The 16,578-nt window shown below is 41.7% G+C and carries 16 protein-coding genes; 14 read left to right on the plus strand and 2 right to left on the minus strand.

Annotation, left to right across the window (positions count from 1 at the left end; genetic code table 11):
* Window positions 1-73 precede the first annotated feature (73 nt).
* Both pyc and NSU11_RS07255 read left to right on the plus strand, forming a co-directional pair.
* On the plus strand, window positions 74-3,520 hold the full coding sequence (pyc, locus tag NSU11_RS07250) for a pyruvate carboxylase (RefSeq protein WP_025092374.1): 3,447 nt from the start codon (window positions 74-76) through the stop codon (window positions 3,518-3,520).
* Window positions 3,521-3,620: 100 nt separating this feature from the next.
* Entirely contained in the window at window positions 3,621-5,057 is a 1,437-nt protein-coding gene (locus NSU11_RS07255) for a deoxyribodipyrimidine photo-lyase (protein WP_276507234.1), read from the plus strand.
* 37 nt (window positions 5,058-5,094) lie between these two features.
* Here the strand turns inward: NSU11_RS07255 and NSU11_RS07260 are convergent, their stop codons facing one another.
* The gene (locus NSU11_RS07260) at window positions 5,095-6,018 is read right to left on the minus strand and encodes a heme A synthase (protein WP_024426908.1); all 924 of its coding nucleotides are present in this window, start codon (window positions 6,016-6,018) and stop codon (window positions 5,095-5,097) included.
* Between the two features lie 393 nt (window positions 6,019-6,411).
* Between NSU11_RS07260 and cyoE the strand changes: the two genes are divergently transcribed.
* The 6 genes from cyoE (at window position 6,412) to ctaG (ending at window position 12,584) form a co-directional block, all read left to right on the plus strand.
* Window positions 6,412-7,329 (plus strand): heme o synthase, encoded by a 918-nt coding sequence (gene cyoE / locus NSU11_RS07265; RefSeq protein WP_024424777.1) that lies wholly within the window; start codon window positions 6,412-6,414, stop codon window positions 7,327-7,329.
* Window positions 7,330-7,608: 279 nt separating this feature from the next.
* Entirely contained in the window at window positions 7,609-8,676 is a 1,068-nt protein-coding gene (gene coxB / locus NSU11_RS07270) for a cytochrome c oxidase subunit II (RefSeq protein ID WP_342493868.1), read from the plus strand.
* A 175-nt stretch (window positions 8,677-8,851) separates the two neighbouring features.
* Window positions 8,852-10,723, plus strand: a complete 1,872-nt coding sequence (gene ctaD, locus NSU11_RS07275; RefSeq protein WP_034621096.1) for a cytochrome c oxidase subunit I — start codon at window positions 8,852-8,854, stop codon at window positions 10,721-10,723.
* The gene (gene ctaE / locus NSU11_RS07280) at window positions 10,720-11,343 is read left to right on the plus strand and encodes a cytochrome c oxidase subunit III (RefSeq protein ID WP_087977219.1); all 624 of its coding nucleotides are present in this window, start codon (window positions 10,720-10,722) and stop codon (window positions 11,341-11,343) included. Before ctaD ends, ctaE begins: the two co-directional genes overlap by 4 nt.
* Before the next feature lie 2 nt (window positions 11,344-11,345).
* Window positions 11,346-11,675, plus strand: coding sequence for a cytochrome c oxidase subunit IVB (ctaF, locus tag NSU11_RS07285; protein ID WP_024426910.1), 330 nt, complete (start codon window positions 11,346-11,348; stop codon window positions 11,673-11,675).
* Window positions 11,676-11,705: 30 nt separating this feature from the next.
* Window positions 11,706-12,584, plus strand: a complete 879-nt coding sequence (gene ctaG, locus NSU11_RS07290) for a cytochrome c oxidase assembly factor CtaG (protein ID WP_024424782.1) — start codon at window positions 11,706-11,708, stop codon at window positions 12,582-12,584.
* A gap of 74 nt (window positions 12,585-12,658) precedes the next feature.
* On the opposite strand, the gene NSU11_RS07295 is transcribed toward ctaG, so the two are convergent.
* Window positions 12,659-13,024, minus strand: a complete 366-nt coding sequence (locus NSU11_RS07295) for a YugN family protein (protein ID WP_024424282.1) — start codon at window positions 13,022-13,024, stop codon at window positions 12,659-12,661.
* A 161-nt stretch (window positions 13,025-13,185) separates the two neighbouring features.
* Here NSU11_RS07295 and NSU11_RS07300 point away from each other — a divergent pair, with 161 nt between their 5' ends.
* From NSU11_RS07300 to NSU11_RS07325, 6 genes are all read left to right on the plus strand, one after another.
* Window positions 13,186-13,608 (plus strand): CBS domain-containing protein, encoded by a 423-nt coding sequence (locus tag NSU11_RS07300; protein ID WP_029706548.1) that lies wholly within the window; start codon window positions 13,186-13,188, stop codon window positions 13,606-13,608.
* A gap of 122 nt (window positions 13,609-13,730) precedes the next feature.
* Entirely contained in the window at window positions 13,731-14,774 is a 1,044-nt protein-coding gene (locus NSU11_RS07305) for a CAP domain-containing protein (protein WP_024424280.1), read from the plus strand.
* A gap of 110 nt (window positions 14,775-14,884) precedes the next feature.
* Window positions 14,885-15,298: a YlbD family protein gene (locus NSU11_RS07310; RefSeq protein ID WP_025092528.1), complete on the plus strand. Its 414-nt coding sequence runs from the start codon at window positions 14,885-14,887 to the stop codon at window positions 15,296-15,298.
* A 19-nt stretch (window positions 15,299-15,317) separates the two neighbouring features.
* Window positions 15,318-15,566, plus strand: a complete 249-nt coding sequence (locus tag NSU11_RS07315; RefSeq protein WP_024424278.1) for a YlbE-like family protein — start codon at window positions 15,318-15,320, stop codon at window positions 15,564-15,566.
* A gap of 70 nt (window positions 15,567-15,636) precedes the next feature.
* Window positions 15,637-16,047 (plus strand): hypothetical protein, encoded by a 411-nt coding sequence (locus NSU11_RS07320; protein ID WP_225315492.1) that lies wholly within the window; start codon window positions 15,637-15,639, stop codon window positions 16,045-16,047.
* Between the two features lie 57 nt (window positions 16,048-16,104).
* The gene (locus NSU11_RS07325) at window positions 16,105-16,554 is read left to right on the plus strand and encodes a YlbF family regulator (RefSeq protein ID WP_007499807.1); all 450 of its coding nucleotides are present in this window, start codon (window positions 16,105-16,107) and stop codon (window positions 16,552-16,554) included.
* Window positions 16,555-16,578: the final 24 nt, after the last annotated feature.

Consider the following 16,578-nt stretch of genomic DNA (forward strand, 5'->3'; position numbering starts at 1 on the left):
AAAGTGTACAGTTTTCATTTCTTCCTTTATTATAGAGTACATATAAAATTTTAAGGGATATGGAGGAGTGAGAATGTCACAGAGAACAATTCAAAAGGTTCTAGTTGCAAACAGAGGGGAAATCGCTATCAGAGTCTTCAGGGCCTGTACGGAGCTCAATTTACGTACAGTGGCCATTTATTCCAAAGAAGACTCGGGCTCTTATCATCGCTATAAAGCTGATGAAGCATATCTAGTTGGAGAAGGGAAGAAACCGATTGATGCCTACCTCGATATCGAGGGGATCATCGAAATTGCAAAACGAAATGACGTGGATGCGATTCATCCAGGCTACGGATTTTTATCCGAAAACATTCATTTTGCAAGACGATGCGAAGAGGAAGGCATTCAATTTATCGGTCCAACTTCTCAGCATTTAGATATGTTTGGAGATAAAGTAAAGGCGAGAGATGAAGCGAAAAAAGCTGGTATTCCAGTCATTCCAGGAAGTGACGGACCAGTTGATTCGGTCGAAGAAGTCGAAAAATTCGGTGAAGAATACGGTTACCCGTTTATTATTAAAGCTTCACTAGGCGGCGGCGGCCGGGGTATGCGGATTGTCAGATCAAAAGAAGAGCTGAAGGAAGCCTATGACCGTGCGAAGTCAGAGGCAAAAGCTGCTTTTGGAAATGACGAAGTATACGTTGAAAAGCTGATTGAAAATCCAAAACATATTGAAGTGCAGGTGATTGGAGACAATCACGGCAATATCATTCATTTATATGAGCGTGACTGCTCTGTTCAAAGGCGGCATCAAAAGGTCATTGAAGTGGCGCCAAGTGTGTCTCTAACAGATCAATTGCGTGAAGATATTTGCGAAGCGGCTGTCCAGCTGGCCCAGAATGTATCGTATATTAATGCAGGGACTGTAGAATTCCTAGTTGCAAATGGAGAGTTTTACTTTATTGAAGTCAATCCAAGGGTGCAGGTAGAACACACGATCACAGAAATGATTACAGGTGTCGATATCGTTCAAACCCAAATTCTTGTTGCAAAGGGGCATAACCTTCACAGCAAAGAAGTTGGTATTCCAAAGCAAGAAGATATCTTTACACACGGCTTTGCCATTCAATCAAGGGTCACAACAGAAGATCCTTTAAATGACTTTATGCCAGACACAGGAAAAATTATGGCCTACCGCTCAGGTGGGGGATTTGGTGTACGTCTTGATACAGGGAACAGCTTCCAAGGTGCGGTCATTACACCTTATTACGACTCACTATTGGTCAAGCTGTCTACATGGGCGCTCACGTTTGATCAAGCGGCTGCTAAAATGGTTCGAAATTTACAAGAATTCAGGATTCGCGGAATTAAAACTAACATCCCATTTCTTGAAAATGTGGCTAAGCATGAGAAGTTCCTAAAAGGGGAGTACGATACATCGTTTATCGACTCAACGCCAGAGCTATTTAATTTCCCTAAGCAAAAAGACCGCGGAACGAAGATGCTGACTTATATTGGTAACGTTACCATTAATGGGTTCCCAGGTATTGCGGAGAAAAAGAAGCCTCATTTTGACAAGCCAGACGTTCCGAAGCTTCCTCTCAATCAAGAGATTCCGTCTGGGACAAAACAATTGTTAGATACGCATGGACCTGAGGGGCTTGCCAACTGGGTGAAAGAACAAAATAACGTTCTTTTAACTGACACAACCTTTAGAGATGCGCATCAGTCTCTGCTTGCGACACGCTTTAGAACACATGATTTAAAGAAAGTTGCCCAGCCGACAGCAGGTTTATGGCCAGAGCTGTTTAGTATGGAAATGTGGGGCGGGGCTACATTTGATGTTGCGTACCGTTTCTTAAAAGAAGATCCTTGGGAACGATTGAAAGAGCTTCGTCAAGAAGTGCCAAACACGCTGTTCCAAATGCTTTTAAGATCATCAAACGCTGTCGGATATACAAACTATCCGGATAATGTGATCAAAGCATTTGTAAAAGAATCAGCCGAGGCAGGCATTGATGTGTTCCGTATTTTCGACAGCTTAAACTGGGTCAAAGGCATGACGCTTGCCATTGATTCTGTTCGGGAATCAGGCAAAGTGGCAGAGGCGGCGATTTGTTATACGGGGGATATTCTTGATCCATCTCGTCCAAAATATGATCTTGGGTACTATGTATCTCTTGCAAAAGAGCTTGAATCTGCCGGCGCACATATTTTAGGTATTAAAGATATGGCGGGGCTATTAAAACCGCAGGCAGCCTACGAGCTAGTCTCTGCTTTAAAAGATGAGCTTACGATCCCAATCCATCTTCATACGCATGACACGAGTGGAAATGGACTGTTCACCTATGCAAGAGCGATTGATGCAGGTGTTGATATTGTGGATGTTGCCGTCAGCTCTATGGCAGGACTCACATCGCAGCCAAGTGCAAGCTCACTTTATTATGCTTTAGATGGACATGAAAGAAAGCCAGACATGAATGTCCAATCTGTCGAACGCCTTTCTCAATACTGGGATTCCGTCAGAAAATACTATCATGAATTTGAAAGCGGCATGAATTCGCCTCATACAGAAATTTATGAGCATGAAATGCCTGGCGGTCAATATAGTAACTTGCAGCAGCAGGCGAAAGGTGTCGGTCTTGGCGAGCGCTGGAATGAAGTAAAGGAAATGTACAGACGTGTGAATGACATGTTTGGTGATATTGTAAAGGTGACACCATCCTCTAAAGTAGTTGGAGATATGGCACTTTATATGGTGCAAAATGATCTAACAGAAGAAGATGTTTATGAAAAAGGCGCAACACTAGACTTCCCGGATTCTGTTGTGGAATTATTTAAAGGCTATTTAGGCCAGCCGCATGGCGGATTCCCAGAAAAGCTACAAAAGCTGATTTTAAAAGGGGAAGAGCCTCTTACTGTCAGACCTGGTGAGAAGCTGAAGCCAGTGGACTTTGAAGACATTAAGAAGCAGTTCAAAGAATCTCATGACCTGACGTTAACAGAGCAAGACGCAATTGCGTATGCCTTATATCCGAAAGTCTTTTCTGAATTTGTCCAAACAGCAGAAAGCTATGGTGACATCTCTGTTCTTGATACACCAACGTTCTTCTACGGGATGAGACTCGGAGAAGAGATTGAGGTAGAAATCGAAAAAGGAAAAACCCTGATTGTCAAACTCGTATCAATTGGTGAACCGAATCCAGATGCCACAAGAGTTCTTTACTTTGAGTTAAATGGCCAGCCGCGTGAAGTGGTGATTAAGGATGAAAGCATCAAATCCTCCGTTCAAGAAAAAATGAAGGCGGACCGTTCAAATCCAAATCACATCGCCGCATCGATGCCAGGCACTGTCATCAAAGTACTCGTCGAAAAAGGGCAGAAAATTTCACAAGGTGAGCATTTGATGATCAATGAAGCCATGAAAATGGAAACGACTGTACAAGCTCCATTTTCTGCGGTCGTAGATGAAATACATGTGACAAATGGAGAACCGATTCAAACCGGTGATCTTTTAATTGTATTAAAGCCTGAATAAGAAGCGAGACACATCCACCGTGATGTGTCTTTTTTTTGAGCGCATTAAAATGTGCAGCAGCAAGTGAGAGTGATTACACTATAGAGTGAGGTGAAGAAGGTTGGACAACATTGTTGTGATTTGGTTTCGCCGGGATATGCGATTAGATGATCATATCGCCTTATCAAAAGCGATCACATATGCAAAAAAACACGAGTGCAAATTATTTGCTCTTTATCATCTAGATCCATTTTTTACTGAAATGGACCTCGATTTAAACAACGAACATTTTTTTCAAAACTTGGCGCATTTCGTCAAGGTAGCAAGAGAATCTCAAATGTATATTCATCTTCTCTATGGAGATGTCTTGCGTGCCTTTCAGCAAGTTATCGATGTGTATGACATCAAAGCTGTCTTTTTTAATGAAGATCAAGTGGGAATCGGTCAAAAGCGTGACCATCAAGTAACCGCTTTTTTAGAAAAGAAGGGCATTCATGTGTCAAAATGGCAAGATACACACCTTCACGGGGCGCAAGATATTTTAAAAGCGGATGGCACTCATTATCAAGTGTTTACTCCATACTATCAATCATGGCGAAAGCAAGAGAAGCAGCCTGTGATAAAAGTTGACAAATCATTTCTCAATAGCGCTCATACGATTTGTGATGAGTCACTTTCACACAAAGGGAATGACAAACTGCGCAGTATAATCATGAGATGCTCAAGAAAATTTGATCAAATCGGCTCACGCAAAGCGATGAACACGCTGCATGACTTTATCCAAAAAAGACTAACACGTTACCATGAAAAACGAGATATTCCATCTGTTTTTGGAACGAGTAAGCTGTCACGGTTCTTAAAAACAGGGACCATCTCAATTCGAACGATCTTTCATGCGGTACATGAGGAAGCACTGTTTGAAGACGAGGGCAGAGAAACCTTTATCAAAGAGCTGGCGTGGCGAGATTTTTACCATATGATTTATGCTCATTATCCAGAGATGAAAGAAAAAGAAATCAATTCAGCGTTTCAAGGGGTGAAATGGAATGAAGATGAGTCGCTGTTTGAAGCATGGTGTAAAGGTGAAACAGGCTTTCCTCTCGTTGATGCAGGGATGAGACAGTTAAATGAGGAAGGCTGGATGCATAACCGTTTAAGGATGGTCACCGCCTCATTTTTAACAAAAGATTATTTGATTGATTGGAGAAAGGGAGAAGCGTATTTTGCAAAAAAGCTTGTGGATTATGATGAGGCTTCGAATATCGGAGGATTTCAGTGGGCAGCTTCTGTTGGGACAGATGCCGTGCCGTACTTCCGTATTCTTAACCCAACGACCCAGTCGAAGCGGTTTGATCCAAGCGGGGAATATATTAGAAGATATGTACCAGAGCTAGAGCATGTTGATGAAAAATGGATTCATGAACCAAGTAAAATGCCGACTGATGAACAACTGAAATCGAGCTGTGTACTAGGGGATACATACCCGCTGCCAACAGTTGATCACAAGGAAAGACGCAAAAAAGCCATCTTGCTATTCGAAGAAGCAAAACAACAATAAAAAATCCCCCTCTCCACATGAAAGGGGGATACAATTCTTATCTAAATGGCTCTTTGCTTTCATATTTAAACCGGGCAATGAGTAAGCAGAAGTAGCATAGTACCCCAAACAAACAAGAAATAAAGAATGAATGAGCCAGCGCGTAACCAAGTGCAAGCTGAGAATAAACAGACATCACACCTGAAATGGCTTGAAGTGTAATCAGAATGGCTGAGATAATCCACCCATAATAAAGCTGCTTCTGTTCTTTATAATGTTTCATGGCATGGAACATTGCGACAAATATCCAGACGAATAAAAGAAGTGCTGCTGCTCGGTGAGACATTTGAACCCACTGATTAAAATACGTTGGAAGCGCACCGTCTTTTGAACAAAACGGGAAGACAGAACAAGCAAGGCTTGACTTTGTATGTCTCACATAAGCGCCCGTATATACCACGATATACGTATACGTGATCAACCCATAAATATGGAACTGCATTTTTTTGCCGATATGAAGCGGCTTCACAAGCTTTGTTTCAGATCTGGTTGCTTCAAAGACAAGAAGTGCAAGCAGTAATACTGAAGCAAATGAAATGAGTGAAATACCGAAGTGCAGTGCCATTACAAGTGCGTTAGAACCAAATACGACGGCAAGAGCTCCTAACAGCGCTTGAAGCATTAAGAATATAATGGACATGATGACCAAAAATTTGGTTTCACGGAATACTGGACTAATTTTTTTCCAGCATAAGACCGCCAGTGCCAGAACAAGAATGGTGGAAACCCCTGTTGACATGCGGTGACTCCATTCGATGATGGAAGCGGGGTTCATTTCAGGAAAGAAACGACCGTGGCAAAGGGGCCACTGTCTACCGCAGCCAAGACCCGAACCGGTTTTCGTCACAAGCGCACCGCCAATCAGTACGATCAGCATCACAAACGTTGTGATCACGCTCAATAGCCTTAAAGCAAATTTCATCAAATTATTTCACCTTCTCTAAAAAACTTCTGATGTAAATGAAAACCTCACATGCTCTCAAGTTTAAGCCAAATGCGTGTTCTGTTGCAATTCATAATGACCAAAGTTCACAAAAAAATGATATGTTAGTTCACAAAGTTTACAGATTTAGAGTGCTTGATCTTTCTTTGACAGTCTGATAGAAATAGAGGAGAGAATATTTCATTTTGCACCGCCTTCTGAAACACACATATATCCTAATAAATTCACGAAAAGTTCACAAATAACTTCAAGTTTGTCGTTTATTATTTAATAGGATGTTTTTTTACAGCTGTTTATCTTGTATGATAGAGTTGTAATGATTTTACGTGTCATTCGTTCGTTTGAAGGTTTGGGCAAGGGAGGTTATACACATTGGCAAATTCCAAAACAGCCGCGGAAGCAGCTATTCATGGACAAATAGAAGAAACAACAGCGTGGAAAGATTTTCTTGCTCTGATTAAAATGGGCATCGTCAATTCCAATTTCATTACGACATTTACTGGAATGTGGCTTGCTTTTTATTTTACAGATATGAGTTTTCTTGGAAATCTTGATATTGTGCTGTTAACAATGATTGGTTCTTCTCTTATTATTGCCGGTTCATGCGCGATTAATAATGCGTTTGACCGTGATATTGATATATTAATGGAAAGAACAAAAACAAGACCGACGGTTACAGGTAAAATTCAGCCGGGGCAAGCGTATGCATTTGGCATTCTGCTTGTTGTATTAGGACTCATTATGCTTCTGATGACAACCATTACATCAGCAGTGATTGGATTTATTGGAGTCTTTACTTATGCGGTTCTTTACACCATGTGGTCTAAACGCCATTACACCATCAATACAGTTATCGGAAGTGTATCTGGCGCGGTTCCGCCATTAATCGGCTGGACAGCTGTCACAGGTACAATCGACACAACAGCTTGGGTTTTGTTTATGATTATGTTCATTTGGCAAATCCCGCACTTCCTTTCACTTGCGATTAAGAAAACGGAAGATTACCGTAAGGCGGGCATTCCAATGCTGCCAGTTGTTTACGGCTTTGAAGTCACAAAACGCCAGATCATCATTTGGACAGCATGTCTTCTTCCGCTTCCATTTTTCTTAGGTGGATTAGGATGGCCGATTGTCGCACTTGGTACATTGCTTAATATTGGATGGCTTGTTATTGGCCTTATGGGCTTTAAAATGAAAGACATCATGAAGTGGTCAACGCTCATGTTCGTTTATTCATTAAACTACTTAACCATCTTTTTCGTAGCGATGATTATTATTACACTATTCTAGAGTGAAATACACTTTGATCACATCAAAACAATGGCTATATCTTATAACACAACATTTTCTAACAACTATGAAAGCCGCCTGATATTCAGTTCTATTTAGGCGGCTTTCTGTTTATACATAGATGGTATTTTGAGTAAAAACATCATTTTTTTATGAAAAGAGGAAATGTAAGTGCTTTTATAAGAGGCGGGGGTTATGCATGGGTGAGAAGTGATTTTATAAATAAGAGGTAAAAAGCGAAAGGCAAAGGAGATCAAGCAAAAGGGGTTGGGACAAATTATGATAAGAAAATGGCGTGTTTATTCACTGTTTCTCTTACTGACGCTCGTTTTGGCGGGCTGTGGTGAACCATACTTATCAACACTCAAGCCTGTTGGGGAAGTAGCAGATAAACAGTTTTTCCTAACGGTACTGAGTACACTCATTATGGTTCTTGTCGTCATTGTTGTATCGATCATTTTCTTTTACGTCATCATTAAATTCAAACGTTCTAAAGTGGGAGAAGATACGATTCCAAAGCAGGTGGAAGGGAACCGCAACCTGGAAATCACATGGACAGCGATTCCGATTCTTCTACTCATTATTCTCGTTGTACCTGTTGTGGCATACACGCTTGAACTAGGGGATACAAGCGCTATGGATAAGAAAAAACGAGATCCTGAAAAGACACTTGTTGTCAATGTAAGAGCCAGCTTATATTGGTGGGAATTTGAATACCCTGATTATGAGATTGTCACAAGTCAGGAATTGATCGTACCAACAGATCAGAAGGTATATTTTAAGCTGAAAGCGTCCGATGTCAAACACTCATTCTGGGTTCCATCGGCTGGCGGTAAAATTGATACAAACACAGATAATGAAAACAAATTTTATTTAACCTTTGACTCGAAACGAACGAAAGATGCAGGGGAATATTTCTACGGGAAATGTGCGGAGCTGTGCGGGCCGTCACATGCTTTAATGGACTTTAAAGTTAAAACGCTTTCTCAAGATGAGTTTTTAGGATGGACGAAAAAAATGGCTGATTACAAGAAGCCTGAATCCACAAAGGATCTCGCTTTAGAGGGCGAGAAGCTATTTAAAGAGAAAAATTGCTTAAGCTGTCACGCAGTAGAGCCTGGTGACGAACGGCCGGAAGCAGCAAGGACTGCACCAAACCTTGCGACCTTCGGAGAGCGGACGAAAGTAGCTGGAATTAAAGACATGAACAAAGAAAATGTGAAAGCATGGCTGAAAGATCCAGAAAGCTTTAAACCAGGTAATAAGATGACAGGAACGTACCCTAAATTAAATGACTCAGAAGCAGATGCACTTTACGAGTATTTAAAAGGTCTTAAAATCGAGTAACAACTAGAGCAGATATTCAAGAGGGTATGTGATCGATGTGAAGTTTTTGTTAAGAGCTCCCGAATATGTCTCTACAACCGAGAAGTCGTCATCTGTCAGACATAGTCTGCTTAAAGGATCGTGAAGAAAGACATCTATATGAAAAGGGGCAAATGGGAGATAAGAGGGGGATTTCATGGTGAGTACAATAGCTAAAAAGCGGGGGTTTGGCGCTGTCTTATGGGATTACTTGACAACGGTTGACCACAAAAAAATTGCCATATTATATTTAGTGGCAGGGGGATTTTTCTTTTTGGTTGGCGGCCTAGAAGCGATGTTTATCCGTATTCAGCTAGCCATCCCTGAAAATGATTTTGTCAGTGCAGGGGTTTACAATGAAATCATGACGATGCATGGAACGACAATGATTTTCCTTGCAGCTATGCCGCTGTTATTTGCATTAATGAATGCGGTAGTACCAATTCAAATTGGTGCACGTGACGTAGCATTTCCGTTTGTGAATTCACTTGGTTTTTGGTTATTCTTTTTCGGAGGAATTTTCTTAAACCTTGGATGGTTTATGGGCGGAGCACCTGATGCAGGCTGGACTGCATACGCTTCGCTCACGCTGAATTCAGAAGGTCATGGAATGGATTTCTACATTTTAGGTTTACAGATCGCGGGTATTGGTACGCTGATTGCAGGAATTAACTTTCTTGCAACGATTATTAATATGAGAGCGCCTGGTATGACGTATATGAGAATGCCGCTCTTTACTTGGACGACATTTGTCGCCTCCGCACTTATTTTATTCGCATTCCCTCCGCTGACAGCAGGGCTTGCGATGCTGATGCTTGATAGAATGTTTGACACGAGCTTTTTCAATCCAGAGCTTGGAGGAAATACAATCATCTGGGAGCATTTGTTCTGGATTTTCGGACACCCGGAAGTATATATCTTGATCCTGCCGGCATTCGGAATCTTCTCTGAGATCATTCCGGTGTTTGCAAGAAAAAGATTGTTTGGTTACTCGTCCATGGTGTTCGCTACTGTATTGATTGGTTTCCTTGGATTCATGGTGTGGGCGCATCACATGTTCACTACGGGGCTTGGACCTATCGCCAATGCGATCTTTGCTGTAGCGACCATGGCAATTGCGGTGCCAACAGGAATTAAAGTATTCAACTGGCTGCTCACGATATGGGGCGGTAATGTGAAGTTTACAACGCCGATGCTTTATTCTGTTGCCTTTATTCCGTCGTTCTTACTTGGCGGGGTAACTGGGGTCATGCTTGCAGCAGCTGCAGCGGATTATCAGTTCCATGATACGTATTTTGTTGTCGCGCATTTCCATTACGTCATTATCGGCGGGGTTGTATTCGGTATTCTAGCAGGTGTGCATTACTGGTGGCCGAAGATGTTTGGAAAAATACTGAATGAGAAGCTTGGGAAAATTGGCTTTGTGCTGTTTTTCGTCGGTTTCCATTTAACTTTCTTTATCCAGCATTTTCTCGGTTTATGGGGCATGCCGCGCCGGGTCTTTACATTCCTGCCAGGTCAGGGTCTCGAGCTTGGGAACTTAGTCAGTACGATTGGAGCACTGTTTATGTTTGTAGCTGTTGTGATCATGCTGATTAACATCATCTGGACAACAGCAAAAGGAGAGCGGGTATCGAGCGATCCTTGGGGAGATGGAAGAACACTTGAATGGGCAGTTTCTTCGCCTCCGCCAGAATACAACTTTAAACAGCTGCCGCTTGTGAGAGGACTAGATCCATTATGGATTGAAAAAATGGATGGTAAAAAAGGAATGACAGCATCTGAACCGCTCGATGATATTCACATGCCGAATAACTCCATTTTGCCTGTCATTATCTCATTCGGTCTATTTGTGTCAGCGTTTGGTTTCATGTATCGTCAAGAGCACAGCTGGGGGCTTCCGGTGATCTTCATTGGTCTTGGTATTACGTTTGCGACCATGCTCGTTAGATCTCTGAAAGATGATCATGGATACCATATTCACAAAGAAGATTTGACTGACGACGATGATAAAGGGGTGAAAGCATAATGGAACCACAAAAAATGACGGCGGAAACCTTTCCGGCTTCTCCTGAGAAGGCCACGTTAGAAGGGAAGAATAAGTTTGTCGGGTTCTGGCTGTTTCTTGGAGGAGAAACCGTTCTGTTTGCATCGCTTTTTGCCACTTATTTGGCGCTGAAAAACTCAAATGCAGGCGGAGCAAAAACAACTGATATGTTTGACCTCACACTTGTCTTTATTGCCACAATGCTTCTATTAACGAGCAGTTTAACGAGTGTGTATGCCATGTATCATATGAAAAACTTTGCCTTTAAAAAAATGCAGCTTTGGCTTGGTATCACGGTCCTTTTAGGTGCTGGATTTTTAGGGGTTGAGATATATGAGTTTTATCACTATGTGCATGCGTATGAATTTACGATTACCAGCTCTGCTCTTGGTTCTTCCTTCTATACACTTGTAGGAACTCACGGAGCTCACGTCGCCTTCGGACTTTGCTGGATTACCGCTCTTATGATTCGAAATATGAGACGCGGACTCGATTTATACAATGCGCCGAAATATTATGTGGCTAGTCTCTATTGGCACTTCATTGATGTTGTGTGGGTCTTCATCTTTACCGTTGTATATTTAATGGGAATGGTGGGATAAGAATGGGAAATAAAAACACAAATCAGTCTAAAGTCGACCTTGTATATCGTAAAAAGAAAAATGCCGAAGAAATGAAGCATCAGCTCATTTCTTTCGGCTTGATGATTGGATTAACATTTGTTGCGTTTTTAACGATCGCCTCAGAAGACGTTGGAAATTGGTTCGCAGTACCATTTATTTTACTGCTTGCAGGCATTCAGGTGGCTTTTCAGCTTTATTATTTTATGCACATGAACCAAAAAGGGCATGAAACACCCGCCTTGTTTCTATACTCAGGTGTGTTTGTTGCGTTTATTACCGTATTAGCCTTTTTGACCATTATATGGTGGTAAACCCGCTTTGCCCTTGAAGGAGGCGCAGCAATGGAGAACTTAGAAATTTTCGGATTTCGGGCTTTATGGAGCCCTTATTATTTGACTTGTATTGTGATAGCAGCTGCTCTTTATCTGCTTCTTGTGACAAAGGGAAAGCACCGTGCGACAGTGAAAGAGAAGACGTTGTTTCTGACAGGGCTTGTTCTGTTATATGCTGTGAAAGGGAGCCCAATTGATTTAATGGGGCATATTATGTTTAGTGCACATATGGCGCAAATGGCGGTGCTGTACTTAGTCATCCCGCCTCTCCTTATTACAGGATTGCCTCCAGCCATTTGGGAGCGGATTATTCAAACACCAGGTATTCAAGCTGTTTTCCGTTTGTTTTCCAAACCTTTAATTGCACTGCTTGGGTTTAACGGCTTGTTTTCGCTGTATCACATTCCGCTTGTGTTTGATTTTGTGAAAACAGATCCGTTTTACCACGCAGTGATGACGGTGGTTATTTTTATCGCTGCCTTTTTCATGTGGTGGCCGCTTGTTCATAAAGTTCAAAGTCAGCCGCAGATCACAGGTATTTTGAAGCTTGGATATATCATGGCAGACGGGATATTGATGACACCGGCCTGTGCACTCATCATGTTTAGTGAAGCACCGATCTATGCAACCTATTCAGATGCCGGCGCATGGATACAAGCACTGCATTTATGTGTGCCAAGTGATATGCTTGCAGGCCTTGCTCTCACTGGCCCTGATATGTTCCACACCTTGCCGCTGCTAGAGGACCAGCAGCTAGGTGCGATTTTGATGAAAATTATTCAGGAGATTGTGTACGGCTCTATTCTTGCTGTTGTCTTTTTTGACTGGGCAAGAAAAGAAAGAGCAAAAGATGCCGTACCAGATGCGCTTATTCCGAAATATGAATAAAAAAAGCACAGCCATCTGGCTGTGCTTTCATCTTAGAAAAAGGGCTAAAATTAAGATCATTTTAGCCCTTTGTTTTATGCTTCAGCCGTCATGGCTTCTAGTTTTTCCTTCAGCTGTGCAAGTGTTTTTTTGCTTGATTGGATGAGAGACTTAGGGAATTCTTCGCCTTCGCCGTATTCAACACCATGTGGATAATAGTGTTTTCCAAGTAACGGTGTTAGAAGCTGAATGTGTGCTTTTTTGGAACCGACATCTCCTTCAGTAGCGTAGCCGGAAATCCGTAAATAAAAGGTTCCCTCTACCATGCTGTACTTTCTGTCGTATGTCACACGCTCATAATCCCATTGATCGGCTCGTACAAATCCTTCACTTTCCATAATGAAATCTAATTTATTTAAGTCAGCTGATACCTTTTCAATCCCCGTACCTTCAAACTTCACCCAAAACCCCTCCTTATAAAATTTCCCTTTACTGACAATCATAGTATGAAAGCGTTAAACTTTCAACTGTGAAAGGTATGTTCTTTTATAAGCTGGTTACAGTAATAAAGAAAATAACGGATGGAGGAATCAACGTGAAAACGAAAAAAATCAAAGATATTATGACCAAAAAAGTAGTGACATGTAATCAAGATGACAATACGTATGAAGCAGCAGTCAAAATGAGAGATGCTGATATTGGTGCCATTCCAGTGGTTGACGGAGATCAGCTCGTAGGAATAGTGACAGACCGTGACCTTGTGCTTAGAGGCATTGCAGAAAAAAAGCCAAACTCACAGGAAGTAGGCTCGCTGATGACAAAGGAAGTATTAACAGCTGAAGAAGATGCAACACTTGAAGAAATTGTCCGGCTCATGTCAGAGCATCAGCTCCGCCGCATTCCCGTTGTGAAAAACGGCGCATTAACAGGGATTGTCGCTCTTGGAGATTTATCAGTCGAAGATTTATCAAATGATCGCGCGGGAGAGGCACTGACAGAAATCTCTCAACAGGATCAAGATCATGGACAAGGATTTCTTCATTAAGAGGGGCATATTTTAAATTCGTGTTAAATAGGCTGTATTGTCGTTGATAAATGGAGCAAGTTTTGTTTAAATGACAGTAGAAGGTACTTTTTGTACCTTGCCAATTTAACGGAGGTGTTTATTTGAAAACTGTGCTCAAAACACTCCTCATCCTCCTGATTATATCTGGAACGTACGTTCTGTTTATTCAATATGGATCTTCACCAGAAAAAGAAAACAGCAATGAACCGAAGGTGTCTAATGAAGAAACATCTAGCGATAAGCCGATCAACATCCCAAAAAAGGGGCTCATGTCCTTTATGGGGAAATCTTCAAACGAAGTGCTTAAACAGCTGGGAGAACCAGATCGAATTGATCCTTCCGCATATGATTATGACTGGTGGATTTACAACCAATCGAAGAAGCACTATATTCAAGTAGGGGTAAAGGATAGTAAAGTGGTGACCTTGTTTGCAACAGGAGACGGTCTGAATGTAGAACCGTTTAAAATCGGTCAAGCCACGAGTGAAGTATTTAAGAAAACACAAATTGCACCTTACATTCATGTGGAGGATGAACAAAATTCATACCGCTTTGAATTCTCAGAAGATGATATGAATACAAGACCTACTGTGAAAGTGGGAGATGATGTGTATGTTCAGCTTTACATGGATAAGTTTGAAAGCACCCTTTCAAGTATCAGGGCCTTCAACGCAGATACATTTGTGAAACAAAAGCCGTATGAGGTGGTCTACCGAGGTCAATTGGTAGAACCTGAAGCGATATCAGGCGAAAAGTGGAAAGATATCGAAGCTTCCAGTCAAAAACAAATTTTTGATATGACCAATATTATCCGCCATAAGTACAACCTGCCGATCTTAAAGTGGGATGATGAAACCTCTGAAGTGGCATTCATGCATAGTGAGGACATGAAAGAGAATCATTATTTCTCCCATGAATCTAAAAAATACGGTACGCTGAAAGATCGGTTAGAAAGAGGCGAGGTGGGCTTTCAGCTCGCAGGTGAAAACATTGCCTATAACTATGTCGATGGACCTGCAGCGGTAGAGGGCTGGCTCAATAGTGAAGGTCACAGGAAGGCGTTATTAAATAAAGATTACACGCATCTTGGCGTAGGGGTGAAAGAAAAATATTACACCCAAAATTTCATCAAGAAAACTTCTTAAACGAAAGCAGCTGCATGGTCGCAGCTGTTTTTTTGATGGTTAAAAAGAGGCTCACCAAAACAGATGCTGGTGTATATAGTATAGTAGGCATTTGTATGGGGGGTGAGGATATGACAAACAAGCATAAACAAACATCCATTGATGAATTTAAACAATTCGTCAGACGCCATCCGAAGTTAATTCAAGAAGTGCAAACGCAAGAAAAAAGCTGGCAAAGTGTATACGAGAATTGGGTCATGTTTGGTGAGGAAGATGAGATGTGGTCACCTTACCGGCAATCGAAATCAGAAGATGCGAAAGAAGAAAAAGTCTCTAAGCCAAGTGAAGCAGGAAAAGCAGATTTTATGTCTAAAATGGTTTCTGCTGTGAAAAAAATGGACGCTGATCAAATGAATGAACAGATTAACAAAATGAGCCAGTCTATTTCCTCTTTACAAAGCTTGCTCGGCCAATTTTCATCCAATGGTTCAAAGAAAGGTTCATCTGGAGGCAGTCAGCACCCATTCTCCTTCAGGAAAGATTAAGTGAAAGGGGATGCTTCTGGTGCGAAAAGAAGTACAGGAATTTGTCATGGCCGAAGAGGAGCGAATCAAATTCATAAGGCAGCGTCCTATCTGGTACAGACAGCTGACGCGACATCCTGAAAATCTAACGTCCTTTGAATTAGATAAAATGAACTTTTACGAAAAAACCATTCCTCATCGTGTGAGTCAGTTGAGCAATAGCGTCCAAATGGCTGAAATGATGATTCAAATGTTCCAAGCAATGCGCAATCAAAATGGAGCCGGTTGAGGCTTTTTTTGAGTTGATTAAGATGTCTATTTCCTGAGCATCCTATAAAAGTAGATGAAAGGAGAATCAGATGATGAAATGGATGCTGTCAATAGGCGCATTGCTTTTTCTTGTCACCGGGTGTCAAAGTCAACATGGAGAAGAGCAAGTGATTAAGCATGACCGAGCAGTACCAGTCATGCAGCAAGCCCAAAGCGAAATGAAGCAGCAAGGCTTTTTGAAATACAAAGTGCAAGGGTCGTCTGTCTATATAGAAAGTACACTTCAAGATTTTCATCTTCAGCCAGAGCGTCTGAAAAAGAACGAGAAGGCGGGATATTTTACAGTGTATGTAGACGGGAAACGTGCAGGGAATGAGTATACCGCGGCATTTGTGGTCAAGCATCTTTCAAAAGGAAAGCATAAAATGACTGTTGTGCTGAATTCCCGTCATCCAGAATATAAACAGAAAAGAGAAACATGGGATGTATTTGTCACGTAAAAGCATTTTCTGATCCATAGGTTTCATGGTAAACTATGAATTGGAGGTGCAACATTTATGTATGCGACAATCGAATCTGTGGAGCTCCAAGAGGAAGCAAATCAATTGGCTGCCATGATTCTTCAGTCGGAGGAGGCTGAACATTACCGCAACTGCTTTAAGCGTCTCCAGCAAGACGAAGAAGCCCAACAAATTATTGCCCATTTTACAAAAGTAAAAGAGCAGTATGAGGATGTGCAGCGGTTCGGCAAATATCATCCGGACTATAGAACGATCTCAAAGGAAATGCGTGAGGTCAAAAGAAAGCTAGATCTTCACGATACAGTGGTTGATTTCAAAAAAGCAGAAACAGCGATTCAATCCATCTTAGATGAGATTAGTATTGAAATCGGTCAAGCTGTATCAGCATATATTAAAGTTCCAACAGGGAACCCATATTTTGATGGTCTATCATCATGCGGCGGTGGCTGTGGATCAGGTGGCAGCTGCGGCTGTAAAGTATCTTGACGAGACTTGAATGTCTCGTCTTTT

Origin of the sequence: Bacillus sp. FSL R5-0712, from assembly GCF_038593285.1 — a bacterium.
Taxonomy (GTDB): Bacteria; Bacillota; Bacilli; order Bacillales; family Bacillaceae; genus Bacillus; species Bacillus safensis.

What these genes read in the sequence shown, in the direction of transcription:
- pyc (WP_025092374.1), top strand. Translation starts at nt 74, where the DNA reads ATGTCACAGAGAACAATTCAAAAGGTTCTAGTTGCAAACAGAGGGGAA.
- NSU11_RS07260 (WP_024426908.1), bottom strand. Translation starts at nt 6,018, where the DNA reads ATGAAATTTGCTTTAAGGCTATTGAGCGTGATCACAACGTTTGTGATG.
- coxB (WP_342493868.1), top strand. Translation starts at nt 7,609, where the DNA reads ATGATAAGAAAATGGCGTGTTTATTCACTGTTTCTCTTACTGACGCTC.
- ctaD (WP_034621096.1), top strand. Translation starts at nt 8,852, where the DNA reads ATGGTGAGTACAATAGCTAAAAAGCGGGGGTTTGGCGCTGTCTTATGG.
- ctaF (WP_024426910.1), top strand. Translation starts at nt 11,346, where the DNA reads ATGGGAAATAAAAACACAAATCAGTCTAAAGTCGACCTTGTATATCGT.
- ctaG (WP_024424782.1), top strand. Translation starts at nt 11,706, where the DNA reads ATGGAGAACTTAGAAATTTTCGGATTTCGGGCTTTATGGAGCCCTTAT.
- NSU11_RS07300 (WP_029706548.1), top strand. Translation starts at nt 13,186, where the DNA reads ATGACCAAAAAAGTAGTGACATGTAATCAAGATGACAATACGTATGAA.
- NSU11_RS07310 (WP_025092528.1), top strand. Translation starts at nt 14,885, where the DNA reads ATGACAAACAAGCATAAACAAACATCCATTGATGAATTTAAACAATTC.
- NSU11_RS07320 (WP_225315492.1), top strand. Translation starts at nt 15,637, where the DNA reads ATGATGAAATGGATGCTGTCAATAGGCGCATTGCTTTTTCTTGTCACC.
- NSU11_RS07325 (WP_007499807.1), top strand. Translation starts at nt 16,105, where the DNA reads ATGTATGCGACAATCGAATCTGTGGAGCTCCAAGAGGAAGCAAATCAA.